Source organism: Phenylobacterium sp. LjRoot97, assembly GCF_964254345.1.
Taxonomy (GTDB): domain Bacteria; phylum Pseudomonadota; class Alphaproteobacteria; order Caulobacterales; family Caulobacteraceae; genus Phenylobacterium.
In genome coordinates, this window is the sequence record NZ_CAXUTH020000001.1 from 2,245,093 (window position 1) to 2,269,529 (window position 24,437).

Consider the following 24,437-nt stretch of genomic DNA (forward strand, 5'->3'; position numbering starts at 1 on the left):
GGCCAGTTCGGCCCAGGCCCGGCAGCGCACGGCGGCGCTCCGATCAGGAGAGCTTCACGGCTCGGGCCACGATCGTTCAGTCGATAATCCTGATGTTTCCATCGGCGGGACCGATGGATGGCCGCGGCCGCAATACGTCGCTGGCGGCCCATCGAAGGGGTCGATGCAGCCATCAGCACTATCGATTTGAGATGTTCCCGGCCGGCGCCCAGGGTCTCGGATTGTCCCGCCACCGAGTGCGACGCGTGAAGGTCAGAGAACCTTGGGAGGGCCTATGAAAGCCGACTATCAGGCCGACATCACCATTGCAGGCGCCGGGCCCGTCGGCATGTCGCTGGCGATCGACGCCGCGCTCCGGGGCCTCAAGGTCGTCATCCTCGAGCAGCGCGCGCCCGGGGCGCCGCCCTCGACCAAGTGCAACACCGTGGCGTCGCGGACGCTGGAGGTGTTCCGGCGCTTCGGCCTCGCCGATCAGGTGCGAGCGTCCGGCCTTCCCGACGACTATCCAACCGACTTCCTGATCACGACGTCGCTCGGCGGCCAGGAGATCGGCCGCATCAGAATGCCGTCGCGCGACGAGCGCTCACAAGGCGGATGGCCGGACAGCACATGGGAGACCCCCGAACCTGTGGTTCGGGCCAGCCAGCTCTATCTTGAGCCGATCCTGTACGCCCGCATGCTGGACCTGCCAGGCATCACGGTGCTGAACTCGATGCGGGCGGACAGCTTCGAGCAGGACGCGGACGGCGTCACCCTGACTGCCACGGACGTGGTCAAGGATGTCCAAGTCACGTTGCGCAGCCGCTTCCTCGTCGGCTGCGATGGCGGCCGCAGCACCATCCGCAAGCAGCTTGGCCTTCGTCTGACGGGTGACGACGAGATCAGCCGGACCCGAAGTTCGCTGATCCGATCAAAGGACGTGCTGACGAAGTTCGGCGATCACCGCCCGGCCTGGATGACCCACGTGCTGGGCAGGCAAGGCCGCGGCACCGTCATTGCGATCGACGGACGCGAGCTGTGGCTCGTCCATCGGGCGACCTACGACGGCGACTTCAACTCGATCGACCTCGATGGCTCGCTGCGCGATGTCTTGGGAATGGGCCCCGACTGGACATACGAACTGCTGAACCACGAAGACTGGGTCGGCCGGCGCATGGTCGCAGAGCGGTTCCGCGACCAGAATGTCTTCATCGCCGGCGACGCCGCGCACCTTTGGGTGCCCCTGGCCGGATACGGCATGAACGCTGGCGTCGCCGACGCCATGAACCTTTCCTTCGTCCTCGCTGCAGTGCTCAAGGGGTGGGCCGACCCGGCGATCCTCGACGCGCACGAAGCCGAGCGGCATCCGATCACCGAACAGGTCTCCCGGTTCGCAGCCGGTATGGGACAGCAGAACCGCGACGCCTACGAACTGACCGACGAGCTGCTCAAGAAGTTGGAGGGCAGTAGCCCCGAAGACGCGACCTTCCGCTCGGCGTTCGGTGCGGCCGCGGAAGAACGCAACCGCCCGCAGTTCGCGCCAGCAGGCCTCAACTTCGGTTATTACTACGACGCTTCACCGCTGATCGCCTATGACGACGAGGCGCCGCCTTCCTACAGCATGGGCCAGGCTACGCCCTCGACTGCGCCTGGCGCGCGCATGCCTCACTTCTGGATCGACGAGGCGGGCACCCAGTCGATCTATGACCTGCTTGGACCCGACTACACGCTGCTCAGTTTCGGCCCCCAGGAGCTGACGCGGCTCATCGCCGCGTTTCACGACGCCGGAGTCCCCCTGAAGGTCATCAACGCCGAACGCCCGGACCGGCCCGAGTTCAAGCACCGTCTGTTGATCGTGCGGCACGACCAGCATGTCGCCTGGCGGGGAGATTCCCCACCCGAACAGCCGCAAGCCTTGGTCGCGCGCCTGCGAGGTGCGCTGCCCAGCCCCTCGCCCGGTCGACAACCTGCCCTGGCTTCCGCAAGCTAACCGAGCCCGGCCCCTCTCCGGAAACTTAAGATTTGCTGCTGCGCCGCCATAACCTGAACCTCCTTCCGATCCTGCGGGAGCTTCTGCGCACCCGAAGCGTGGGCAAAACGGCGGAAATCGTCGGCCTGAGCCAGTCGGCTGTCAGCGCGGCGCTCGCAAGGCTACGGGAGACCTACCATGACGACCTCCTGGTCATGGTCGGGCGACGTCTCGAGCTCACCGAGAAGGGCGCCCAACTGATCGAGCAGACCGAGCGCGCCTGCCTGGAGGTCGAGAGCCTACTGCGGCCGCCGGAATTCGACCCCTCGACCGAAACCCGGCGCTTCGTCGTCGCCACCGCCGACTATGTGACCTTCCTGCTGGCCCCTACCCTTGCCAGGCTCTTCGCAGAACAGGCGCCCAACGCCTCGGTCTATTTCGTCGACGTTCCGACTGACCTCCAGTCCCAGATCGTCCGCGGCACGGTGGACGTCGTCGCCATCCCGGATGACACGGCCACGGGCCTGGGGCGCGATATCTCCTCGGCTCTGCTATTCGAAGACGACATGGTCGTGATCGCATCACGGCGGCATCGCACCTTCGATGCTCCCTTGACCCGCGAATTGTACGAGGCGAGCCGCCATGCACGGTTCCGCATGTCCCCCAAGAACACCGCCACCCACCAGGACGTGAACTTCCGCCAGATCGGCGTCCATCAGCACGATCTGGTCATGGTCCAGCAGTTCCTCAGCCTACCCGGGATCGTGGAGGCCTCCTCGACCCTGGCCCTGGTCCAGCGCCGGCTCGCCGAACGCTTCCAGCGCAGCCACGAGATAGACATCCTCGAAGCCCCCTTCCCGCTCTCGCCGATCAACTTAACGGCCTACTGGGGCCGCGCGGTGGAACGCGATCCGGCCCACGCCTGGTTCAGGGGGCTTCTGCTCGAGGCTGGTCGCCAACTGCCCCGACCGACAAGTTTGCCTGCCTGAGCGGTTGACGTCTGCTCCGCGCCAACTGAGCCCGACTAGGTCGGTCACGGGACACCAGGGATCTATCGCAAAAGACAGCCCCGCATCGTGCGATGTCTAGTGCCGCGTCTCATGGACAAGGCTCAGGTCGTAGCCCAGCGCCGCGGCTTTGGTCATGATTTCGGCCCGCAGCTTGGCGGACGGCCGGGCCGAGCGGCTCAGGAGCCAAAGATAGCGGCCCGACGGCTCGCCGACGATCGACCATGAATAGTCGTCGGCACGGTCCAGCACCCAGTAGTCTCCGACATAGAATGGACCGAAGAAGGAGACCTTCAGCTTGGCGTCGCCGCTATCGGCCACCACCTTGGCCCTGCCCTCTACCCTCTTCAGCTTTCCGCCCGGGCCTCCTTGCCGGCAGGCGTTGATGACCGAGACGAGCCCATCGTCGCGAAGCGAATACTCGGCCGTCACCTCTTCGCAACCGCGCTCGAAGCCATTCTCGTAGCGGCCCACTTCGTACCAGAGACCGCCATAACGGTTCAGGTCCACGGACTTGGCTGGCTGTGGAACGGCCGAATTGCCGACGGGGCCGCGCTCAAGGGTGGCGCAAGCCGGCAGGGCCAGGACGGCGGCCGCCAGCAGGAGAGATCGTACGTCGCGCATTCGGATCATGGGAGGGGCGCTTTTCTGCGGAATTGAACAGGTTTGGGTTCACGCCGCTCGCGCGAGCGAGAGCTGAATCACATCGGTGCGCGCGGACCGGAACCCCGCCTCGCAGAAGGCAAGGTAGAAGCGCCACAGGCGTCGGAAGCGTTCGTCGAACCGCACGTCCTGCGCGCGCACTTCCTCCCAGGCCGCCTCGAAACGACGCGCCCATTGGGCGAGCGTGTCGGCATAGTCGCCGCCGAAGCGTTCGACCTTTTCCCACCGGAGGTCCGCCTGCGCGATCACCGGCGACACCATCGACTCCGAGGGCAAGAAGCCCCCTGGGAAGATATACTTTTGGATGAAGTCCGCTCGGGCGGCGTAGCCGTCGAACAGGTCGTCCTGAATAGTGATCATCTGCAGGCCGGCTCGGCCCGCCGGCGTCAATACGTCGTGGAGCTTGCTGAAAAAGGCCGGCCAGTATTCACGGCCCACCGCCTCGAACATCTCGATCGAGGCGACACGGTCGAACTGTCCCTCGACATCTCGATAGTCGATGAGCCGGATCTCCGCCCGTTCGGCCAAGCCTGCCGCGAACATGCGGCGCCGGGCGAACTCGTACTGTTCGCGCGAGATGGTGATCGCCGTCACGACGGCGCCGACCTCGCGCGCTGCAAATTCCGCAAACCCGCCCCAACCGCACCCGATCTCCAGGACGGTATGGCCAGGCTGGAGCTCCATCATCTGCGCCAGGGAGCGATACTTGGCGCGCTGGGCCTCCTCCAGCGGTTGGCAGGGCTCGTCGAAACGCGCGCTGGAATAGGTCATCGAGGGATCCAGCCACGCCTGATAGAAGGCGTTCCCGAGGTCATAGTGGGCGTGGATGTTGCGGCGCGCTCCGCTGCGGCTGTTGCGGTTCAATTTGTTTCCCAGCCAGTTGACCGCCTGGATCATCCGGCTGCCGTCGTAGAGACGGCGAATGTGCTCATAGTTGTGGACCAGGGTCTCAAGCAGGACGGCCAGGTCGGGCGTGTCCCAATCATCGGCCATAAAGCCCTCGGCAAATCCGATATCGCCGCTCTTGAGCACGCGGACGACGAAGCGATAGTCGCTGACCGTCATTTCCGCCGAGTGACCAGCTTCCGTGCCGGTCAACACGCGTTGGGAGCCGTCCGGGAGCTTCAGAGTCAATCGCCCCCAGGTCCAGTTGGCCGCAAGCCGCCGCCAGAACGCATCGAAGAACGGCGACGCCGGCTGGTTCGCCCTGCGGTCGGAGCGGAAATTCGCAGCCCGCCGCGGCTGGCGGGCGCCGGAAAGGATCATCGGGCGGCCCCGCTTGCGGTGCGGACGCGAGGTGCGGCAGGCTGAATCGTGACGGGTTCACGCGCTGGCGGCGGCTGGCGGGTCAACGGGACGCCTCTGAACCAGAGCTTTAGAGCCTCCCAGTGAATGGCGGCCATCACCTTGAGGGTCATGAAGGGGAGGAAGAGGACCGCCGAAAGAAGTTCAGTGTCCTGCAGCGGGCGGCGTCTGGCCGACATGGCGGCCGTGATCAGCAGACCGTTTGCGGCCAATCCCCGGACCGTCAGATTCAAGCGCTCTTGCGGCGCACGACCGCGGAACTCGTAGTTCATGTCCATGCCCATGAAGGGCGAGACGTAGAGGTCCTTGGCCGCCTTTTGGCGGATCAGGCCGGCGGCTTGATCCTCGGGACGGATGGGTACGACATAGGAATGGCGTCGGCCAAAGGTGTTCGTCACCTCATAGACCATCGCCGCCAGCCGCCCGTCAGGCCGATGACAGAAGTAGAAGCTGATGGGATTGAACACGTAACCCAACACGCGCGGCATGGTGAGCAGACGGATGGGACCGTCTCCGATGTCGATCCCGGCCCTGTCGAGCCAGACCGTGATTTGGCGACGGAGCGTCTCGTCTGATCCATCGCCATGGTCACGGTCGTGGAACGACAGCAGGTTGAACCGATTGCGCGAGAAGAGCCGCAGCCGTCGGTTGGCCCCGTCAATGTCGGCAAGGTCCAACAACAGCCAGAAGACGCGATAACCGAATCTGTGCGTCACGGGCCGGGTTCGCTGATGGGTCACCCGGCCCAGATAGAGCGCCGAAGTCTGCATCAAGCGGCCTTCCCTATGGCGCTCGGCGCTGCCGCTGACAGATGGATGCGTCCGCTCTCGCGCTCGACGGACCACGGGCGTCGCACGCCGCCGAGTTGTTCTGCGACCGCCAGCCCTGACTGCAGGCCGTCTTCATGGAAGCCGGCGCCGAAATAGGCTCCGCAGAACCAGACTCCGCCCCGCCCCTGAATGTCCCAGAGCCGCTTTTGGGCTTGGATGGCGGCCGGATTGAAGACCGGGTGCTCGTAGATCTCGCTGCGCAGCAGAGCTCCAGGCTTCGGCGGGCGCGGCGGGTTTAGCGTGACGAACAGGTCCTGACCCGGCAGGCCCTGGAGCCGGTTCATCCAGTAGGTGACGCAGAGCCCCTCGCCCGTACCGATGTAGTTCCAACTCGCCCACGCGCGGCGCCGGCGGGGCATGAGGCCGCGATCAGCGTGCAAAACCGTGAGATTGCGGCTGTATTTGATGGCGCCGAGAATCTGCCTTTCCAGATCGCTCGGGTCGTCGAACATGGCCAGAGCCTGGTCGGCGTGGGCGCCGATCACGACGTGGTCGAAGCGTTCAACACGTTCTTGGTCGTCGTGGATCAGCACCCCCTGGGCGGTACGGCGCACGGCCCGCACCCCGGCGCTGAGACGTATGTCAGAGATATTCCGGGCCAGTTGCTCGACATAGGTGCGACTGCCCCCCTCCACCGTCCGCCACAGGGGCCGATCGACAAGCTTCAAGAGCCCATGATTGCCGCAGAACCGGATGAAGGCTTCGGCAGGATAGTCCATCAACGTGTGGGCGGGAGATGACCAGATGGCGGCCGCCATAGGCAGCAGATGATCATCGCGGAAGGCCTCGCTGAAGCCCTGAAGCTTGAGGTAGTCGCCCAGGGTCAGGTCGGGGTCGGTCAGTCCGGCCAGATCGCCCGGGGCCTGTCGATAAAACCGCAGGATCTCGCTCAGCATCGACCAGAAGCGCGGACTGACCAGGTTACGACGCTGTGCGAACAGCCCTGGCGCAGCGTACTCAAAACGCCCCTCGTCCAGGGACACGGCGAAGGACATGTCCGTCGCGCGGCTCTTCACCCCAAGGTGCGAAAGGAGGGCGATGAGGTTGGGATAGGTCGCGTCGTTGAAGCAGATGAAGCCTGTATCGACGGGGACCTCGCCCATCGGCGTTTCGGCGGTCACCGTATTTGAATGGCCGCCCAGCCGATCGGCCTTTTCGTAGACCGTCACCTGGTGACGCTGGGACAAGAGCCAGGCCGAGGACAGGGCGGCGATCCCAGAACCCACCACAGCCACTTTCAGAGGGGCGCTGGCGGCGAGGTAAGGCGACATGGAAGGCTCCGGCAAAGCCCGCGCCTCACAGCGGTGCGAGCAACTCCACTACGCGCCGCCGCCTCCAGCGGATCGGGATTGATCCAGATTTTTCCGCGAACCGTATTAGGCTCCATGCATGGTGAAGCCCCATCTTTCGCATCCTCGGCCAAGCGTGATGGTGCGATGAACACCGAGGCCGACGACGCGCTTTTGCACGACCGGCTGATTGAGGCCGTCGCCTTGCGGCGAGATCGCGAGGCCTTTGCCCAGTTGTTCGAGCACTTCGCCCCTCGCCTCAAGGCCTGGCTGATGAAGTCCGGGACCAGCGCCGCGGCGGCGGAAGACTTCGCTCAGGACGTCATGCTGACGGCCTGGCGCAAGGCCGACCTGTTCGACGCGCGCAAAGCTCGCGCCGCGACCTGGATCTTCACCATTGCTCGAAATCGGCGCACTGACGCGTTTCGTCGCGACTCGCGGGTTCCGCCTCTGCCGCACATCGATCTCGCCGAGGATGAACTGGCGCGCCCGGACGACTTGCTGGTCATGGCTGAAGACGCCCAGCGCGTGCGCAAGGCAATGTCGCGGCTGAATCCGGATCAGGTGGAGGTGCTTCGCCTCGCCTTCTTCCTAGACAATCCGCATTCTGAAATCGCTCGGCAGCTCGACCTGCCGCTGGGCACGGTCAAGTCCCGAATCCGCAACGCCATGATCAAGCTGCGCAGCATCCTTGAGCCGTCCGAGGAGGCGTCCCAGTGAACCCTGCTCATAACCCCTCCGAAGAACGCTTGCTCGCCTATGCGGCCGGCACGCTAAGTCCGCCCGAAGCAGTGGTGGTGGCCGCCCATCTCGCCTTGCGCCCAGCCAATAGCGCCTGGGTGAAACAACTACAGGCGATCGGCGGCGAGTTCCTCGAAGAAGCTCAACCCTCGGCGCTTTCTCAGGGCGCGCTGGCGCGCGCCATGGCCCGGATCGAGACCGACGCCGGCGAGGTGCGGACGCCGCCGCCCTTGAATGACATGCCCGAACTGCCTGAGCCCCTGCGAAACTACGCCCTGGGCCCGTGGCGGTGGATCGGGCCCGGCATCAGAGCGCGTGACGTCCACGCGCCGCGCGACGGCGACTGCCGGGTCATCCTGCTGAAGATCGACCCCGGCCGAGAGACGCCCCGACACACCCACGGCGGGGTCGAACTTACCTGCGTGCTGTCTGGCGCCTACGCCACGGAAACCACGCGGTTCGACGTCGGCGACCTGGAAGAGGCCGATGAGGCGGTGTTGCACCGGCCGCGCGTCGTGTCCGACGAGCCGTGCCTCTGCGTCGTCGCCCTTGATGGACAAATTCGGCCGGATGGGTGGCTGGGTCTGCTGATCCGCCCCTTCATTCGGCTGTGATCGGCGGCCTGCTGGCGCTGTGGGCCGCAGCGGCCCTCGTCCTGGTGCTGGTCATGACCGCCGCCTGGGTGATTCAGCGCGGCACCGGACAAGGCGGGTGGGCCGACGCGTTCTGGTCGCTGGGCCTGGGCGCGACGGGCGTCCTTGTGGCGCTATTCCCGCTGGAAGGCTCGCCGCCCACGGCGCGCCAATTGCTGGCGGCGCTGTTGATTGGCGCCTGGGGTTTGCGGCTGGGCCTGCACATTGCAGCGCGCGCCGCAACGCAGCCGGAAGACGCGCGTTACGCCCGGCTGCGCCAGGACTGGGGCGCCCATTTTCAGGCGCGGATGTTCGGCTTCCTGATGCTGCAGGCCGCCGCCGCGACGCTGCTCGCCCTCAGCATCCTGGTAGCTGCGCGCAAGCCGGGGGCGGATCTATCGGCGCAGGATGGCCTTGCCGCGCTCATCTTCATTAGCGCCTTGATCGGCGAAGGATGGGCTGACCGCCAGTTGGCCGCTTTCAAAGCCGATCCGGCTCATCGCGGCAAGATCTGCGAGACGGGCCTTTGGGCGTGGTCGCGCCATCCAAACTACTTCTTCGAATGGCTCGGATGGTGCGCCTGGCCGGTGTTCGCAATCGACCTGGGCGGCGGCTGGCCGTGGGGGTGGCTCGCCCTCAGTGGTCCAGCCTACATGTACTGGCTGTTGACCCGGGTGTCTGGCGTGCCGCTGCTGGAAGCCTACATGCGCCGCTCGCGCCCACAGGCCTTCGCCGCGTACGCAGCGCGAACCAGCGCCTTCTTCCCCCGCCCGCCGCGCCGCTAGGCGACGCGCAGCAGACGCATGGCCGGGGCGCTGGCATCGCCGAGGAGGCCGCCAATCATCGTCCCCTCCCCCTCTGGCCTTCAGGCAATCCTGGAGCGAGCTCCTCGTAGAAGGGGGCAACGTCTCGCCCGGGGGTGATGATCGTGGGCTCGCGGGTTCCTTCGATGAGCACCACGCGCTCTGACGGCATGACGACCATGAGGTCGCTGTCGCCATCAGTGCGCGTGGCGTCGGAGGCTCTGAGGGTCAACAATCGGCCCGCAGCTGGGTCTTCAGACCATCAGACGTTGCATCTGGCTCCGGCGCGAGCGCCGAACCATAGCTCCGGTCAAACCGAAGCCGGTGATCATCATGGCCCAGGTCGCAGGCTCCGGAACCGCGCCTGTCGGCCCGAGCGGCGCGATGGAGGTGCGGAAATCGTCGATGATCACATAGTCCGCAGAGGTGGTCGTGAGCCGCGCGCTGCGGATGCCATTGGCCTTGAGGCCATAGAAGTTTCCTGCGTTGCTGGCCCCGGTCGGCGAGATCTGAACGCTTTCGAGGAGACCGCCGAGCGCGTCGTAGGCGCTGAGCGTCCAAGTCAGGTCCGAGGCGCCGAAGAAGAAGCCAAAGCCGGTCAGCGCCTCGTCGAAGCCGATGTCGACCTGGCTATGGATGACGCTCTTTAGCGATTTCCCAAGAGCGTTGAATTGGCCGCCGTACTGCGTGTCTACGCCAAGCGCCCCTTTCGGAGTCTTGAAGGTCACGCCGCCGGTGGAAATTTGGCTATAAAAACCCGTGGCGATGGACTCGAAATCGATCGCGGAGCCGCCTGACAGACCCGTAGCCGCTTCGATGCCGGCCCGCGTGGTCTGGGTGACGATGGTCGCCGCATTTGCGGGCTGGACAGAGAGAAGCGCGCACAACACCGCGCCCCCCGAGAAGATAGACTTGAGCTTCACTTGGAAAGCGCTCCCTAGTTTCCGTGACATGGCGAAGCTCTAGCTCCGGCGCGCAGGCTCTACTTCCACCGTTCGAAGGAGGATGAAGGCATTGCGCGACGCGGGCGCGCGCCCGGCGAAGCCGGTCGGTCGGGGCACGCCATCGAAGAAACGAGACGACCTCGCCGCGAGACCGTGCGCCGCGAGGCTGCCGCGGGTGAAAGCCCCCCCAGCGAAGCTCGAGACCGTGCGCAAGGGTCTCCCATTCGGGGTATGCAGCCCGCAGACATCGGGAGGTCCGGCCCGACCGCCGTGAGCGTGAGCAGCCGCCTCCTTCGAACGGGGGAAGCTGCCGGGATCGGCCCCCGCTAGTGCCGGGCCAAGTCCAACAGCAGAAGTCCCGATATGTCCCATCCTATCATGATCGGCACGGGCGCCCTCGCCCTTGCGTTCGCTCTCTCAGGTTCGGCCTTGGCCTTGGATCCGGAGTTTGAGGCGCTGCGCGCCGCAGCCCGCAAGCACGAGGCGCAGGCGGCCAGCGCGCCCAAACCGGCCACCCCAGCCAAGCCGACCGGGCCCTCGCTCGCCGGGTTTGTCCCTGCCGCGCCCAGGGGCTGGCGATTGATCAACAATCCGAACGACGACGCCGAGGGGCTCGTAGATCTGACCCAGCAGGCCTCCGGCCGCTACGCGCCGTCCAGCGGAGCCGCGGGCCAGAGCGTGGAGATCACCATTCTCGCCAAGAGCGACCTGATCGGCGGCGGGATCCCGCAACTCGGCCGGGATGCGTACAGCGGCACTGAGATCTCGGAGGTCTCGATCGGCGGCAAGATAGGTTACCTGTCCTGGCAGGCGGCGACCGGCGCGGGCCAACTGACCTTCAGTGTCGGGCGCTATCAGATCATCGTCGCCGGCCGCCAGACGACGCCCTCCATGTTGAATCAGTTCGCCGCGGCTATCGACCGTGTCCGGCTGGAGGCGGCTTGACCGCTCGCCTTGAGCGCTACCGATCGGACCTCCCGCGGCACAAGAGTAAGCCCGCCCTAAGGCGCCCGCTCAAGCCGCGTCCCGCCCAGGTGCAGCGTCTCCGGGTTCGTACTTGGCGAGATCGCGGGCGGCGTCGCCAGGAAGAAGCGCGCCACCGTCCCGGAGCGATAACGCAGCTCGAGGGTGCCTCGGCGTATTGTATAGACGCCCTCCCCGCCTTCGACCGCCCGACCGCTGCGATCTTCCCCCACGGGCGCGAGCGCCGCCCAGGCCGTGTAACTGAGCAGCCCGGTCTCGCGGAAACGGCCATCGGCCTGCAGGGCGAGCAATACCAGCGGCGGACCGCCGGCCGGATCGAAGACGCCCCAGGTTCCGCTGAGCGGCTGATCGAGCAGGTGCATGCGCCGATAGCTGGTCTTCGGCGCGGCCTTTCGCAGTACGTCCTCTCCGTCCAGCGCGAACTGGGTCGAGGTTCCCGATCCTGCGTTTTGGAAGACCACCTCTCCGCCCCGAACCTGATAGGTCCCGCATTCGGCGTAGCGGCACGCCTGCGTCCAGTCGACTGGCGCCCCAAGTCCCTCGGCCGGAGAGTTGCGGAAGGCCCGGCCGTCGGCCAGGAACGTGTAGTGGTCGGCCTTGACCTTGCCGCTGATCCCGTCGCTGCGCAGGCCATACCAGACGCCCTCGACGCCTGCAGCGCAGGCTGGACCGGCGATGCAGAGCCCGCCCGCGAGGGCGAGCGCGCCCGCGCGGACCAACCAGATCCAGGACCTTTCGCCGCCGCCGCGCATTACGAGGCCCGCACGAGTTCGACGCGGCGGTTCTTGCCACGCCCATCGTCGGTGTCGTTCGCAGCGAGCGGCCGGTTGTCCCCGTAGCCAGAGGTCGACAGGCGGTCCGCGGCGATGCCGGACTTGACCAGCCAAGCCTTCACGGCCGCGGCGCGCTGCTGGGAAAGCACGAGGTTGGCGGCCTGGCCGCCGACATTGTCGGTGTGGCCCTCGATCCCGATCTTCAGGTCCGGATGGGCAGCGAGCATGTCGCGGACCTGACTCAGCACGGGTTCGGAGTCTGCGCTGACCGCCGACTTGGCGCTGTCGAAATTGATGCCATAGACCGCGATGCGCCCCTCCGCCGCGAGCCCCTCGTAGAGCTTGGACGCGTCGACCTTGTAGACCTGCTGCATGCGTTCCGGCTCGACCACGACCACGCGCGACACCGGCTCGCCGACGTTCGGGTCGATGAGAATGTTCACGTAGATCGCCGGTTGGCCGCCCTGATCGAGGACAAAGGCGCCGAACAGCGCCCCGTCGCGGGCGCTCTCCATGGATGGCAGCGAAGCGACCTTGCCCGTCACCACCACCCTGAAGCCGGCCTCCTTCAGAGCGGCTTCATAGTTGCGCATGACCTGCAGGGCCGAGATCCCGCCCTGATGGATATAGAACGTCTTGTAGACCCGCCCCTCCACCTCTTTGCGCGTGATGAAGGGCTTGGGCGTCGCCTTGTAGCCGATCACCAGGTCGGTGGCGTCGAACTCCTTCTCGTCGTGACTGTCGATCAGGGCGCCGGGATAGTGCTTCACCACCGCGTGCTCCTTGAAGGAGGCAGGGTCCATCTGAGCGTGGACCGGCGCGGCGACGAGGCAGAGCGCGAGAACGGTGGCTGCGGCGAAAGCCGGTCGGGTCATTGCGGGTCTCTTTGTTGAGGATCGAGGGCCGGAGGCTCGGGCCGCCAGGGCCGATCAGTTCGGGGATACGAGTGGAACAAGGGTGACATCGTCCGACGATCAGGAGCCGGTCTGCGACGCCCGAACGGGTCAGGGCTCGACCAGTGGAGGGATGTCATAGTCCTCGGGAGAAGCCGGGGTGGGCGATGTGGGCTGTGGGGCCGGCTTCGGCGGCGGCTCGACGAGCGGGACGATCCCGTCCTCGTCAGGGACCGCCCAAGGAGGCGGCTTGGGCGGTGGAGTTTGGCCGACCAGCGGAACGATGTTGTCCAACGCTTCCTGCGCCGCTTCCCAGCTGATGTAGGCCTTGGGGTCGCGCTTGAATTTGAGTTTGAAAGGACCGTGGCCCGAGAAGCCGGGAATGAGCCCATTGCCGGAGTCGGTGCTCAGCTGGACCGGATAGGCGCGCTCGCGCTCCTCGCCGCCATCATCGACCTCTTTGACGATGAGCTGAACCGTGCCGTCAGCTAGATAGCGAAAGTCGCCAGCAGCGCTATTGCTGGGCTGGTCCGACGGCGGCTGACCCTGGCCGCGGGTGTAGTAGGCGATGCGTGCAGACCTTAGTCCGCTCGTGTCCTCGGTGATGTCGAGCAGCACCCGGTCGACGATGATGTTCTCCCCAGAGGGATCGACCACGAACGGCGTGCTCAGCGCCCAGTAGTCGCAATTGAACCAGGCCACAGGTCGGCCCTTCACGGGCGTCGGATGGCAGATCGAGCCCTTGCCTGCGCGCTGGAACCAGACCACGCCGGTAATCTGAAAGATCGCCGCGTTGATCTGCCGGTCGATCCCCGCCAGCTCACGAAGGATCGATCGCATTGAGGCGGAGGTGGGTTTGGTCTTCAACTCGGCCTGCAGCTCTTCGCGCCGCCGGGTAAGGTCTTCGAGCCGTGCATGGGCGACGTCCATCGGATCGTTCTCGATGACCTCGCCAGGCGGGACGATGACCACCAGCCGGCCCCAGGATTCGATCGCTCCGGCCGTCCTTAGCTTGATCGCCACGCCGTTGACCCTGGCCCGGGCATAGGCGTCGACCTGCCCCCGCGTCGGTTCGTCCTGCTGCAGGTTCTCGCGCTCCAGCCCCTCCATGAGCAGCAGGTGCTTCTCGACCAGCGGAGGAATGTCGTCCGGCGTCACCGCACTTGCAGAGGCCTCGTCGACGACCGGCGCCTTGGCGCTTTCCAGATAGGTCTGGATCGGACGGCTGGCCGACCGGCTGCGCCGCTCGGCCTCGCCGCGCGCCACCGCGGCCCGGACCACCTCGTCCAGTTCGGCGTTCATGCGGTCGCTCGCCGACTGCTGGGCGATCAGTCCGCCGAACGACTCGCCCCCCGATAAATTGACTTCGATCTGCGGCGCGGCGCGAACCGCCGAGGGCGTCCCGGCGCCAGCGGCCAGGACGCTGAAAAGCGATACGAGAATTCTGGTCTGCACCGACTTCAGGCCTTCCGGCAGCTCAGCTTGGCGGACTCGGCCTCGATCGCCTTCAGCCTGGCCTTGGCGGAGGTCGCATCAGCGCCCTTCCCGGTCCCACGGACCTTGTCGAGACCCTCGCTCGCCTGACCGTGGATTGCGCTTTCGACTTCCTGGCCGGCGTACTGAGCCAGGCGGCTGTCGCCCAGATCGACGCCGGGCGCATAGACCAGGGCGCGGCCGGCGACCCCGGCAAGAAATCCTGCGGCCTTTCGCGAGCGCGCGGCCCCGAGCTCTCCGCGGAGCTTCTCGCCTTCGGCCGCCAAGGCGGTGCAGCGCGCCGCCGCCTCGGGCGGAATGGCGTCAGCCGCGGCCGACGGCGCGCCCGCCGCCAGTGCGGCGGCGAAGACTGCATGAAAGATCATCGTAGCGTCCCTTGTTTCGGTCCCTCATGAAAGCTCACGATGGCGGCGGCTTCCCCCATCCGGGGGAAGGACGCCGCCTTTCTCCCCCCTATCCAGGCGTGACAGGCGCAGATGACGGCGCCAAAGCCTGGAGGCCCGCCTTGTTCCGCTATCTCCCCATGCTTGCCGCGCTTGCGGCGGGGCCCGCCATCGCTGCGCCGCTGGAGGCGCCGCTGAGGGACCAGTCGGCGATCCTTCGATACGAGATCGAGGTCGTGGGGCGGACGGCGGGCAAGCCGCTGCTGCAGCGGCTGATCGTCGAAACTCCGGTTGTCGCCAAGGAGAGCAGCGGCTTTCATCCGCTGGCCCGCGACTTCACCGATGCGCAGAACTCCGAAATCGCCGCCATGTCCGAGGCCACGATGTCGGCGGGCGACGGAACCGCCGACATGCTCGAGTCAAATCGGCTGGTCGTAGCCATGGAGACGGCCTGCTCTGCCGGCGAGAGCTCCGGGTGCGCCGCCGCCCGCGCCCGCTTCCAGGCGGCCGAACAACGGCTGTCCGACCGCGGCGCGGCCATCGCCCAGGCGCAGGCCCAGGTCGTCAGGCGCGATGAGGACGACCAGCGCTTCCTCACCTTCGCGCCCGGCTCGGACGGATGCGGCGCGGTTCGCTACGAGCATCAGCTCGGCGACGTAAAGACGGCTGGCGTCTATCCAGGACCGGGCGACCCGAACGCCTCGCTGGTCGCCTGCATGACGATGGTGGTGCTCGACCGCCGCGACGGGGCGATCGCCCTGCTGATGTCTCCTGCGACCCTCAAGCTCGACCAAGCCCGGATCATCGACCTTGAAAGGCTCCAGGGCGTGCAGGAGGCCGAGGGGCTGCGGTTCGGCGCCCTGCGGATGTCGGTGACCTTGCCCATGCTGCCGACCGCGGGCCCCGAGCACGACTATGCCGGCGAGCGGACGATCAAGACGGGGGCGTTCAGCTACCGGTTCCGCTGGACGCTGAAGCGGAGCTGAACGCCTCAACGGCTCAATACTTCTGCAGCTCTGCGGTATCGATGCTGCGCGCGAAGGCCACCATCTGCTCCGTCGTCACGGCCCCGCCCTGGATTCCGACCAGGACCCGCCCGACTCGCATCTCCAGAACGCCGCCCTGTTCCTTGGCGTCATAAGTCAGATAGGCGTCCAGCCCGTTGACCTTGACCTGCGAGACCACGAACTGCGGGGCGAACTGGCTCGGACCGAGCGGCCGCGGCGACTGGAACCTCGAAGGCATGTCGTGCGGGCTCGGGCGGCTCAGGGTGACATACAGAAGTCCGCGGGCGCCCGGAGCGTCCGGCCCGTAGCCCTGGTTGACGGACGGCTCCATGCCGTTCTCGTCGTCCGTCTCGTTCGGCGGCATCGGCGACGACCAGCCCGCCGGGGGCGGCGGAATGAATGGCGTCATTCCCGACTTCGGCTCGACAGCTCCGGCCCGGCCAGCGCAGAGCAACAGCGCCGCGACCAGGGCCACTCGTGTGACCGCTTTGTTCCCGCGTTGGTTCGCCACGTCACTCCACTCCCTTCTGGATGAAGTCGTCGGCCTTCATGCCCGCGGGACAGGGTCCGGCGTAAACGCTCTCGACCTGGACCGTGGCCGCCGCGCCCACCTCCTTGCCGTCCGGGCCGTAGATGCGTGTCGTCGAGGTCGAACTGCTGCGGCGGGCCTCGCGGCGGACCTCGCCGGTGACGACGCTGCGCAGGCCGTCCTTTTCGCAGACGAGCTCGTAGCTGTAGCCGTTGGCACGCGTCTGCCGGCTCGCGGTGTTGCAGCCGGCCGCGCCTTCCTTGCCGCCCGAGGTCTCGGATCCGGCGCTGTCGGCCCCCTGGCAAGTCTGGTTTTCGCCGAATGCCTTCTTGCCGTTGACCGTGGTGGTCGTCTTCCAAAGGCCTGCAAGCGGCGCCTGCGGCGTCGTAGCGGCCTCGACTTTCTCGCTTTGGCTGGGATCGGTCTGGGAGCAACCCGCCAGGGCCAGCGGTATGAGGATCGGAAGCAGTCTGCGCATGTCTCACCAGTTTCGGCCAAGGCCGGGCTGAAGCGCGTCGAGCGCGCGGGATGACGGCGGCGTGTGATCCCCAGGCGAATGGAGCCGACCTTGCGGGGGACAAGCTCCGCCAAGCGCCGCAATGCCCCACCCCGGCGTTTCCCTCTTCCACCGAAAGGGGGAGCCGCTCATCCCCTTCGAGGTGCGTCCCACCGCCGGATTAGGCCGCGGCCTGTTCGCAGGACGCGCCGGCAAGCCGACCTGATCGGCGCGTCCGCGGCATCCTTCGTATGGCGGAAGCGCATCGCCCGGCGGGGCGGCACAAGGCGGCTCCGAACCCAACAAGGACGCCAAGACATGTTGATCTTCAGCCTTGCCGCTGCAGTTCTCGCGAGCGCACCGGCCGCGCCGCCGCCGTTGACGGCGCAGATGACCTTCACCAGCGCGGCTCCGCGACCAGGCCCCGCGGGAAAGGTGGAGGTCTTGGCCTCTCCCCAGGGCGCGGTCTTCCAGGTCAGGCTCGACGACCTCCCCCCTGGCCCGCATGGCTTCCACGTCCACACCTCCGGCTCGTGCGACGACACCGCCAATGCCGCGGGCGAACCCATCGCCGCCGGAGCCGCGGGCCCGCACTGGGACCCCGAAGCAACCCAGGCTCACCAAGGTCCCCATGGGCAGGGACATCTCGCGGACCTCCCGCGCATTGAAGCGGACAGTGGCGGTCGCGCTGCTGTGTCCGTCGTCGCGCCGCGCATCACCGAGATTCAGGCGTTGAAGGGGCGCGCGCTCGTGGTCCATGTGGGCGCCGACACCTATTCCGATACGCCTGAGGCGCTGGGCGGCGGCGGTCGTCGTCTCGCCTGCGGGGTGCTGCGCTGAGCCCTGCGCCGAAGATGATGATGCATCACGCAGATCCCCCCCGTCGTTCCCGGGAAGCGAGCCGACGGCAACCTGCACGCCTCCCCTATTCGAGGGACGCGGCGAGACCTCTCCTCCTGCAGAAGCCGACCTTCGCTACACGAAGGCCCCCCATGATCAGGATCACCTTGCCCCCGCAGTTCAGAGGCGACGATGGCGGCCTGTGGCTCGCGTCAGGCGCTCGCCCGCAAACGCGCCTACTCGCGCGCCGCCTGCCCTCTCGCCATCGAAACAGAGACGGAGTGACGCGGACGATGCTGCTTGCAGGCGCCCTAGCCGCCCTGTTCACCGGGACCGCGCAGGCCCAGGTCCATCTCAAGGAAACATGGACCGTCGAGGGCGCGAACGGCCACTTCCTGACCTCCATCCAGAACAGCGGCGCGGCCTATGGCTTCACCGAGGCGCAGACCGCGAAGCTGCGTCTCCAGGGCGCCAAGGCGATCGAACTCCTCAAGGCCGTCCCCAGCGTCTCCTCGCCGCCGCCGCCCGCCTGCTCGCTGATCCGGACCCGCGAAAACAACACACTTCATCCCGGCGGCGTCGTCGCGTCGGATATCGCCGTCACGACGCCGGTCCTCGGCGAGGACGGCAGGTGCGGCGGCCCGCCGATCATCCATCTGACCGAGATGAGCACCACGATCTACCTGAACCTACCAGAGGGCCTGCCGACGAAGTCCCCTGTCGACGACGGGGTCGACGACGACTGGCGGGTTCTGCACATCCTCGACCGCCGTCCCGGTTATCTCGAGCTTCCGAACGGCGTCTATTTCCACGAATCCAGGGCCGAGCTGATCAAGCCCATATCGATCGAACGCTACGCTCGCGAGCAGTTGAGGATATTGACCGACGGCGGCCGGCACGACGGAGGACCGCTCGCAGCGGAGTGGGAAGGTCGCCTGGCGAACTGGAGCCCCCAGGAGCGGGCCGGCGACGCATGTCTGGAAGCCGACCTGTTCATGGCCAGGCCCGACAACGGTTGCCAGGACGATCGCAAGGCGTGGGAATTCAACACCGCCTTCTTCGATTCGACACGCCCCAGTGACGTGCAGATGATCGCCTTCGACTTCCCGGGGCTGCTCAACGACGAAAGCGCAGCCTCATGGTCGGTGCGCGAGCCGATCCCACGCCTCCTGGACCGGCGAGCTCTCGCCGCGCTCCTCGCCCGTCCCTGATCCGCGCGTACGGCGAGGTGCCGCCCTCTCCCATCTACAGCTAACCGAGGAGGCGCCTGGCCAGGCGAGGCTCCAAGCGTTCACGGTCTTGGCGCACATCGCGGACCCGTCGCTGAGGCCCGCCAGCTCAACTCGATCAGCGACATGTTCGGACGTCAAAATGCGCGTATTCCTGGCGGATGATGATCCTGTCACTCTCAAGCTGCTTGAAGCACTCCTGAAGGCGTTCGACGACGTCGAGATCGTCGGTACGGCAAACGACGGCGACCTCGCCGCGGAACTCATCCCCTACCTGGCGGCGGATCTTGTCCTCCTCGACGCCTGCCTTCCCGGATGTTCCGGCCTCGACCTGGCCCGGCAGTTGAACGGGCCGAACAGGCCCGAAATTGTCTTTGTCACCGCCTTTCACCAGTTCGCGGCCGAGGCCTTCGAGCTGGACGCAGCCGACTACCTGCTGAAGCCGGTCAGCGCCGCGCGATTGGCGCTTGCCGTTGCGCGCGCCCGGCGGCGAATGGGACTGTCGCAAGCCCAGCCGCCAACCGCCGCGACGGTCCGTTCACAGCCGACCTACCCCACCAGCTTGTGGGTGCCCCACAGGAGGGGAGCCCTGCGGATCAATGTCGATACGATCGATTGGGTGGAGGCCGCCGGTGACTACGTGATCCTCCACACCGCCAGCCGCGCGTTCATGACCCGCGCCACCATGAACAGCCTGGAAGCCAGCCTCGACCCCGCAATCATGATGCGTGTCAGTCGGTCAGCCTTCGTCCGCATCGGCGCGGTCACCGCTATTGAGAGAGTGGCGCGACGAAAGCTCCTGCTTCGCTTGGCCAGCCATGCCACGGTCGCGGTCGGCGAGACCTACGCGCGAGACGTGATGGCGGCTTTTGGTCTTCTGCGGCCGCTCGCGGCCGAGTGACGCCGATCGGCCTCGGGTGAGCCGAGGTCTATCCGGAGCTAGTCGCTTCCAGGTCCGAGCGAACTGCTGCGAGGTAGGTTCTGCCGACTGGGACGGTCAGTCCTCCCGTCAGTTCTATGAGCGTCTGATGACCGTCGCGGCGCAAAGCGGCGACTTCCTTTCGCGCGACCCACCAACGTCTGTGAGCCTGAAAGCCAAGCTGCGGGGGCAGGATCTGCACGGCCTCGCCAAGCCGCATGGTGATGAGCGCCGAACCGCGGCGCGTGTAGACCATCAGGTAGTGATCTTGCGCCTCGAGGGCGAGCAGGTCCCGCCCCAACCGGTCGGGAACACGCTCGAAGAATTGGTCGGCGTTCAGGTCGGCTGCCGGCGGCATGGGGTTCGCGGAGCCCAGAAGACGCCACACCGCGATGCCGGTGATGACCAGTTGGACCGACGCCACCGAGAGATAGAGCGACACCAGGCTTCCCGGCGGTGTCGAGCGTCCAAACACCACGTCGAGCGTCCACGCCACGACGAACATCATCGGCAGGGTCGAGACCAATCCGACGAGCGCGAGTGCGGCGATCTTCGGCAGGCGAGCCGCCGCCAAGGGACGCACGATCTGCAGGGTGGCGATCGCCAGCACGTAGCCGATCGCCACGAGGCCGAACCAGTAGGCGTAGCGCTGCGGGGACGCGAGGGACTGGAAGGAGCCGAACGGGCCGGCGAACCCCAGAAACACCCCCAGCGCGATCGCCCCGTAGAAGCTGATGAAGAGCGGCGAGGTCCAGGTTCGGGAGGAGATTGAGGGCATCATGCGGCGTTGGCGAAAAGCGAAAGCTATTCGCGGAAATCGGCGTTGTCGAGCCGGCCGGATGTGAGCTCCAAAGGACCTATCCCGTCGCCAAATTTCCGGACGCCAATGACTGTTGCCCATCACATGGACCGCCATCCCCGGCGCCTCGACACACCGCTTCCGCTTCTGCGCCAGACCTCGTCCCTAACTGACACGAGCGAATGCCCGCGGCTTCCCCCGTTCGACGCACGGTTGTCGGCGCGGGGAGCTTCTGGGGCGAGCGCTACGGCTTTCGCACCATGAGCGCCGCTTCGCTTGAGGCCGGCGCCGGCGAGGTTCTGATCGAGACCATGTGCAAAACCCTCGACTCGATCGGCGTCGCCCTGCTGGTCGTGGACCGCGCAGCGCGGGTGCGGTTTCGCAACGACGTGGCGCGCGGCTTGATCGACAGCGGCTTCCTACGCCTTGAGGCCGACAGGTTGCTGGGGCAAGTGCGGGCCGACACCGTGCGCCTGCATCGGGTGATCGAGGCCATGGCGCGCGCGCCCGGCGCCCCGCCCCGCACGATCACGCTCGAAGGCCTAGAGGGCGCCGCCGGTCACTCCGCCAGCATCGCGCCGGCCTGCGATCCCGGTGGGGAGCCGATGGCCCTCGTCGCCCTGAGCGCGCCCTCCGCGACCATCGCCCCCGACCGCCTGCGCCTAGCGTTCGGGCTGACCGCAGCCGAGACCCGCCTGTTGTCGGCGCTGGTAACCGGCGAGCGGCTCGCCGAGTACGCCGAGCGCACCGGCGTGAAGCTATCCACCGCAAAGACTCATCTCCGGGGGTTGTTCAACAAGGTCGGCGAAAGCCGCCAAGCCGACCTGATCCGGCGAGTGATGGATGACGCGCTCCTGCGCTCTCCTTGGGACCGCGCGGCAGTGGCCTGAAGCAGAGCCGGGCTCCCTAGCGGCATTGGCGAAAAGCCAACGCCATTCACGGAACCGGCATTGTCGAACCAACCGGATGCGAGTTTCACCGACGTCACCGATCGCCACTTTTGGGACCCCAATGACCATCGCTCTTCGCATAAACGGCCAGACCCGGCACGTCGACGCACCGCCCGACCAGCCGCTTCTGTGGGTGTTGCGCGAGCAACTGAACTTGAAGGGGGCGAAGTATGGCTGCGGGATCGGCGCCTGCGGAGCATGCACGGTCCATATCGACGGTCACGCCGTTCGCTCCTGCGTCACCCCGGTCGGCGCCGTCGAGCAGGGCGCCGTCACCACGATCGAGGGGCTCGCCACGAGGGGTAAGCTCCATCCGGTGCAGCTGGCCTGGATCGAGGAGGATGTTGCGCAGTGCGGCTACTGTCAGGCCGGCCAGATCATGGCGGTCGCCAGTCTGCTGGCTCAGACGCCGAACCCGTCGGACGACGAGATCGACGCCCAGCTCACCAACCTCTGCCGGTGCGGCGCCTACACGCGCATCCGTACAGCGATCCACCGCGCCGCTGCGCTCATGAAGGAGCGTGTCGGATGAGCGCGGCCAGGTTGTCAGCGTCCCGGCGCGACCTCTTGAGGGCGGCGGCCGGGGCCGGCGCCCTCTTGGTGTTCGCCCACCCGCGTGCCGGCCTCGCCGCGGCCCGCTTCGTCGGCGAGATCGGCCCCTTTGTCCGCATTGACGTGGATGGTGCGGTGACGATCGGCTACCACGTCGGGGAGATGGGTCAGGGTGTATCGACCTCTCTGCCGATGCTCATCGCAGAAGAACTCGATGTCCCGTTCGAGCGCGTTTCGATCCAGGCGATGCCCCTGCACCTGGCCCGTAACGCTCGGGGCCAGGCCCGCTCCTACCTGGGCGCCGGCCAGAGCACCGCCGGGGGCTCGAACAGCGTAAGGTTGGGCTTCACGCCGTTGCGGCAGGCCGGCGCGCGGGCGCGACGGATGATCCTCGAAGCAGCGGCCGAACGCTGGCGTCTTCCGGTCGAAGAGCTCACCACCCAGGCCGGGGTCGTGCGCCATGCCGCGTCGAGCCGCACCGCCACCTATGGCGAACTGGCCGGCGAGGCTGCGAAGCGGCGTGAACCGGTCGGCGAGATCGCCCTCAAGACTCCGGACAAGTTCTCCGTCATCGGCAAACCCCAGCGGCAGCTGGATGCGGTCCGGATCGTCCATGGCGAGCCGCTCTTCGGGATCGACGCGATGATGCCGGGCATGCTCCACGCAGTCATCGCCCGCTGTCCATATCTTGGCGGAAAAGTCGCCACCCTGGACGAAGTCCACGCGCTCCAGCTTCCGGGCGTCGTCGCGCTGGTGCCCATTCCCGTCGCCGACGCGCCAGCGCCGCCCCTCACCCCGCAGGGCACGCCGCTGGCGACAGGCGTGGCCGTCATCGCGACCTCCCTCTGGGAGGCGTTGCAGGCCCGCGACGCGCTCAAGATAACTTGGAGCCGGGGCGCAGGAGCCGCGGCCGAGGAAAGCACGGCCCGCGCCTATGCCGAAACCTGGGCGAAGATGGAGGCGACCCCGGGCGACGTGGTTCGGCAGGACGGAGACTTCGCCGGCTTGCACGCCCCGCAAGCGCAGATGATCACCGCGCGCTATGAAGCCGCAATGGTCGCTCACGCCTGCATGGAGCCGCCAAACGCCATCGTTTCGGTCGACCCTGACGGGCGGCGCGCCCAGGCGATCATCGCGACTCAGGCGCCGGACATGGCCGCGGCGACCATTTCGAAGATCACCGGAATCGATCCGCTGCAGATCGACGTCACGCTGATGCGCATGGGCGGAGGTTTCGGCCGAAAATACGACCAGGACATGGTCGCTGAGGCGGCCATCATCGCCAACTCGATCAAGCGCCCGATCAAGCTCGTCTGGAGCCGCGAAGACGACTTGCAGCATGATCTCTACCGACCGGGCGCCTGCCACATCCTCGATGCCGCGGTGACCCCGAGCGGCCGCATTCTGGGCTGGCGGCATCGTCTGGCGACGCATTCAAGGGTGGCGGGCGCCGCCGGCGCTCCTGCGCCGCGGTTGACCGAGTACTACCCCGACGGCTTCCCGGCCGGCCACGTCCCCAACATGCAGGTCGAGTACCACCTGCTGCCCTCGGCAGCCCCACGCGGCTCCTGGCGTGCCCCCGGCCACGTCGTCAACGCCTTCGCCATCGAGTGCTTCCTCGATGAGATCGCCGCCGCGTCAAACCGGGACCCCATCGAACTTCGCCTCGACATGATCGGAGCCGGCGCCGCGCACAGCTACATGTACCTGCCCCAGATGCCGCGCCACATCTTCGATACCCGGCGCTATGCTGCGGTCATCCGACGAGCGGCCGAGGCGTCCGGATGGGGCAAGCCGCTCCCCAAGGGCCGCGGGCGCGGGTTTGCGGCGCATTTCACGTTCGAGAGCTATGTCGCCGAGGTCGTCGAGGTGACCGTCGCTGATGGCAGCTTGCGCATTGACCGGGTCACCGCCGCTGTCGACGCCGGCACGATCATCAATCCAAACGGAGCTCGCGCCCAGATCGAGGGCAGCATCAACGACGGCTTGTCAGCCGCGCTGGGCCAGGCGATCACCGTGAAAGACGGCCAAGTCGAGCAGCGCAACTTCAACGACTACGAGATGCTGCGTATTGAGGGCGCCGCTCGGCGCATCGACGTGGACTTCATCGAGTCGCATGAGCCCCCTACCGGCCTCGGCGAGCCGGGCCTGCCGCCGCTTGCGCCGGCCCTGGCCAACGCAATCTTCGCCGCGACGGGCGCACGCCTGCGCAAGACACCGATGCTGCCGGACCTGGGCCCTGTGCTGGCCCGGTCGACTAGGAGGTAGTCCGACGCGGGCTTGCCTAGCGAGGCGGAGGCGTGACGCCCGATCCAGCCGTTGCCCAGTAGGAATATTGACCAAATCGTCAGGTGTAAATTGCGCATCGAGGCCTAATTATCCCTTGTCACGACCGCTCGCGCGATATTTGATGACCAAATAGTCACC

At 66.8% G+C, this 24,437-nt stretch carries 25 protein-coding genes; 13 read left to right on the forward strand and 12 right to left on the reverse strand.

Features of this window, described 5'->3' with window-relative positions; translation table 11 throughout:
• Positions 1–274 precede the first annotated feature (274 nt).
• Positions 275–1,969 (forward strand): FAD-dependent monooxygenase, encoded by a 1,695-nt coding sequence (locus tag ACSQ2H_RS11200; protein ID WP_436061468.1) that lies wholly within the window; start codon positions 275–277, stop codon positions 1,967–1,969.
• 32 nt (positions 1,970–2,001) lie between these two features.
• Positions 2,002–2,937 (forward strand): LysR family transcriptional regulator, encoded by a 936-nt coding sequence (locus ACSQ2H_RS11205; RefSeq protein WP_436061469.1) that lies wholly within the window; start codon positions 2,002–2,004, stop codon positions 2,935–2,937.
• A 96-nt stretch (positions 2,938–3,033) separates the two neighbouring features.
• Here the strand turns inward: ACSQ2H_RS11205 and ACSQ2H_RS11210 are convergent, their stop codons facing one another.
• Genes ACSQ2H_RS11210 through ACSQ2H_RS11225 form a run of 4 tightly spaced genes read right to left on the reverse strand, consistent with a single transcriptional unit; the run spans position 3,034 to position 7,024 of the window.
• Positions 3,034–3,588, reverse strand: a complete 555-nt coding sequence (locus ACSQ2H_RS11210; RefSeq protein ID WP_436061470.1) for a lipocalin family protein — start codon at positions 3,586–3,588, stop codon at positions 3,034–3,036.
• Positions 3,589–3,627: 39 nt separating this feature from the next.
• Positions 3,628–4,884 (reverse strand): class I SAM-dependent methyltransferase, encoded by a 1,257-nt coding sequence (locus ACSQ2H_RS11215; RefSeq protein WP_436061471.1) that lies wholly within the window; start codon positions 4,882–4,884, stop codon positions 3,628–3,630.
• Positions 4,881–5,693, reverse strand: coding sequence for a DUF1365 domain-containing protein (locus tag ACSQ2H_RS11220; protein ID WP_436063565.1), 813 nt, complete (start codon positions 5,691–5,693; stop codon positions 4,881–4,883). The genes ACSQ2H_RS11215 and ACSQ2H_RS11220 overlap by 4 nt, the downstream gene beginning before the upstream one ends.
• Positions 5,693–7,024, reverse strand: a complete 1,332-nt coding sequence (locus ACSQ2H_RS11225; protein WP_436061472.1) for an NAD(P)/FAD-dependent oxidoreductase — start codon at positions 7,022–7,024, stop codon at positions 5,693–5,695. The genes ACSQ2H_RS11220 and ACSQ2H_RS11225 overlap by 1 nt, the downstream gene beginning before the upstream one ends.
• 165 nt (positions 7,025–7,189) lie before the next feature.
• Between ACSQ2H_RS11225 and ACSQ2H_RS11230 the strand changes: the two genes are divergently transcribed.
• The 3 genes from ACSQ2H_RS11230 to ACSQ2H_RS11240 are packed head-to-tail and all read left to right on the forward strand — an operon-like array spanning position 7,190 to position 9,200.
• On the forward strand, positions 7,190–7,762 hold the full coding sequence (locus ACSQ2H_RS11230) for a sigma-70 family RNA polymerase sigma factor (RefSeq protein WP_436061473.1): 573 nt from the start codon (positions 7,190–7,192) through the stop codon (positions 7,760–7,762).
• A complete protein-coding gene (gene chrR, locus ACSQ2H_RS11235) occupies positions 7,759–8,397 on the forward strand; it encodes a cadmium/peroxide/UV radiation responsive anti-sigma factor ChrR (RefSeq protein ID WP_436061474.1) in 639 nt (212 codons plus the stop codon). Before ACSQ2H_RS11230 ends, chrR begins: the two co-directional genes overlap by 4 nt.
• A complete protein-coding gene (locus ACSQ2H_RS11240; protein WP_436061475.1) occupies positions 8,394–9,200 on the forward strand; it encodes a DUF1295 domain-containing protein in 807 nt (268 codons plus the stop codon). The genes chrR and ACSQ2H_RS11240 overlap by 4 nt, the downstream gene beginning before the upstream one ends.
• Before the next feature lie 272 nt (positions 9,201–9,472).
• On the opposite strand, the gene ACSQ2H_RS11245 is transcribed toward ACSQ2H_RS11240, so the two are convergent.
• Positions 9,473–10,141 (reverse strand): PEPxxWA-CTERM sorting domain-containing protein, encoded by a 669-nt coding sequence (locus tag ACSQ2H_RS11245; protein WP_436061476.1) that lies wholly within the window; start codon positions 10,139–10,141, stop codon positions 9,473–9,475.
• 399 nt (positions 10,142–10,540) lie between these two features.
• Here ACSQ2H_RS11245 and ACSQ2H_RS11250 point away from each other — a divergent pair, with 399 nt between their 5' ends.
• Positions 10,541–11,107, forward strand: a complete 567-nt coding sequence (locus tag ACSQ2H_RS11250) for a hypothetical protein (RefSeq protein ID WP_436061477.1) — start codon at positions 10,541–10,543, stop codon at positions 11,105–11,107.
• Positions 11,108–11,163: 56 nt separating this feature from the next.
• Here ACSQ2H_RS11250 and ACSQ2H_RS11255 read toward each other — a convergent pair whose 3' ends face one another.
• From ACSQ2H_RS11255 to ACSQ2H_RS11270, 4 genes are all read right to left on the reverse strand, one after another.
• Entirely contained in the window at positions 11,164–11,898 is a 735-nt protein-coding gene (locus ACSQ2H_RS11255) for a hypothetical protein (RefSeq protein ID WP_436061478.1), read from the reverse strand.
• Positions 11,898–12,794, reverse strand: a complete 897-nt coding sequence (locus ACSQ2H_RS11260) for an OmpA family protein (protein WP_436061479.1) — start codon at positions 12,792–12,794, stop codon at positions 11,898–11,900. Before ACSQ2H_RS11260 ends, ACSQ2H_RS11255 begins: the two co-directional genes overlap by 1 nt.
• A 129-nt stretch (positions 12,795–12,923) precedes the next feature.
• Complete coding sequence (locus ACSQ2H_RS11265; RefSeq protein ID WP_436061480.1) at positions 12,924–14,267, reverse strand: hypothetical protein; 1,344 nt, start codon at positions 14,265–14,267, stop codon at positions 12,924–12,926.
• 5 nt (positions 14,268–14,272) lie between these two features.
• The gene (locus tag ACSQ2H_RS11270) at positions 14,273–14,671 is read right to left on the reverse strand and encodes a hypothetical protein (RefSeq protein ID WP_436061481.1); all 399 of its coding nucleotides are present in this window, start codon (positions 14,669–14,671) and stop codon (positions 14,273–14,275) included.
• Between the two features lie 140 nt (positions 14,672–14,811).
• Between ACSQ2H_RS11270 and ACSQ2H_RS11275 the strand changes: the two genes are divergently transcribed.
• Positions 14,812–15,675, forward strand: coding sequence for a hypothetical protein (locus ACSQ2H_RS11275; RefSeq protein ID WP_436061482.1), 864 nt, complete (start codon positions 14,812–14,814; stop codon positions 15,673–15,675).
• Between the two features lie 13 nt (positions 15,676–15,688).
• Here ACSQ2H_RS11275 and ACSQ2H_RS11280 read toward each other — a convergent pair whose 3' ends face one another.
• Positions 15,689–16,105 carry a hypothetical protein gene (locus ACSQ2H_RS11280; RefSeq protein WP_436061483.1) on the reverse strand — a complete coding sequence of 139 codons (417 nt, stop codon included), beginning with the start codon at positions 16,103–16,105 and terminating at the stop codon, positions 15,689–15,691.
• Positions 16,106–16,208: 103 nt separating this feature from the next.
• Positions 16,209–16,703: a DUF3617 family protein gene (locus ACSQ2H_RS11285; protein ID WP_436061484.1), complete on the reverse strand. Its 495-nt coding sequence runs from the start codon at positions 16,701–16,703 to the stop codon at positions 16,209–16,211.
• A gap of 336 nt (positions 16,704–17,039) precedes the next feature.
• Between ACSQ2H_RS11285 and ACSQ2H_RS11290 the strand changes: the two genes are divergently transcribed.
• The 3 genes from ACSQ2H_RS11290 to ACSQ2H_RS11300 all read left to right on the forward strand — a co-directional run bounded on the left by ACSQ2H_RS11290 (position 17,040) and on the right by ACSQ2H_RS11300 (position 19,691).
• The gene (locus tag ACSQ2H_RS11290) at positions 17,040–17,561 is read left to right on the forward strand and encodes a superoxide dismutase family protein (protein WP_436061485.1); all 522 of its coding nucleotides are present in this window, start codon (positions 17,040–17,042) and stop codon (positions 17,559–17,561) included.
• Positions 17,562–17,713: 152 nt separating this feature from the next.
• Positions 17,714–18,772 (forward strand): hypothetical protein, encoded by a 1,059-nt coding sequence (locus tag ACSQ2H_RS11295; protein WP_436061486.1) that lies wholly within the window; start codon positions 17,714–17,716, stop codon positions 18,770–18,772.
• A 160-nt stretch (positions 18,773–18,932) separates the two neighbouring features.
• The gene (locus tag ACSQ2H_RS11300) at positions 18,933–19,691 is read left to right on the forward strand and encodes a LytR/AlgR family response regulator transcription factor (RefSeq protein ID WP_436061487.1); all 759 of its coding nucleotides are present in this window, start codon (positions 18,933–18,935) and stop codon (positions 19,689–19,691) included.
• Positions 19,692–19,719: 28 nt separating this feature from the next.
• Here ACSQ2H_RS11300 and ACSQ2H_RS11305 read toward each other — a convergent pair whose 3' ends face one another.
• Complete coding sequence (locus ACSQ2H_RS11305) at positions 19,720–20,490, reverse strand: LytTR family DNA-binding domain-containing protein (protein ID WP_436061488.1); 771 nt, start codon at positions 20,488–20,490, stop codon at positions 19,720–19,722.
• A 200-nt stretch (positions 20,491–20,690) separates the two neighbouring features.
• Between ACSQ2H_RS11305 and ACSQ2H_RS11310 the strand changes: the two genes are divergently transcribed.
• The 3 genes from ACSQ2H_RS11310 (at position 20,691) to ACSQ2H_RS11320 (ending at position 24,278) form a co-directional block, all read left to right on the forward strand.
• Positions 20,691–21,398: a helix-turn-helix transcriptional regulator gene (locus ACSQ2H_RS11310; protein WP_436061489.1), complete on the forward strand. Its 708-nt coding sequence runs from the start codon at positions 20,691–20,693 to the stop codon at positions 21,396–21,398.
• Between the two features lie 121 nt (positions 21,399–21,519).
• Complete coding sequence (locus tag ACSQ2H_RS11315) at positions 21,520–21,990, forward strand: (2Fe-2S)-binding protein (RefSeq protein WP_436061490.1); 471 nt, start codon at positions 21,520–21,522, stop codon at positions 21,988–21,990.
• Entirely contained in the window at positions 21,987–24,278 is a 2,292-nt protein-coding gene (locus ACSQ2H_RS11320) for a molybdopterin cofactor-binding domain-containing protein (protein WP_436061491.1), read from the forward strand. The genes ACSQ2H_RS11315 and ACSQ2H_RS11320 overlap by 4 nt, the downstream gene beginning before the upstream one ends.
• The last annotated feature ends 159 nt before the right edge of the window (positions 24,279–24,437 follow it).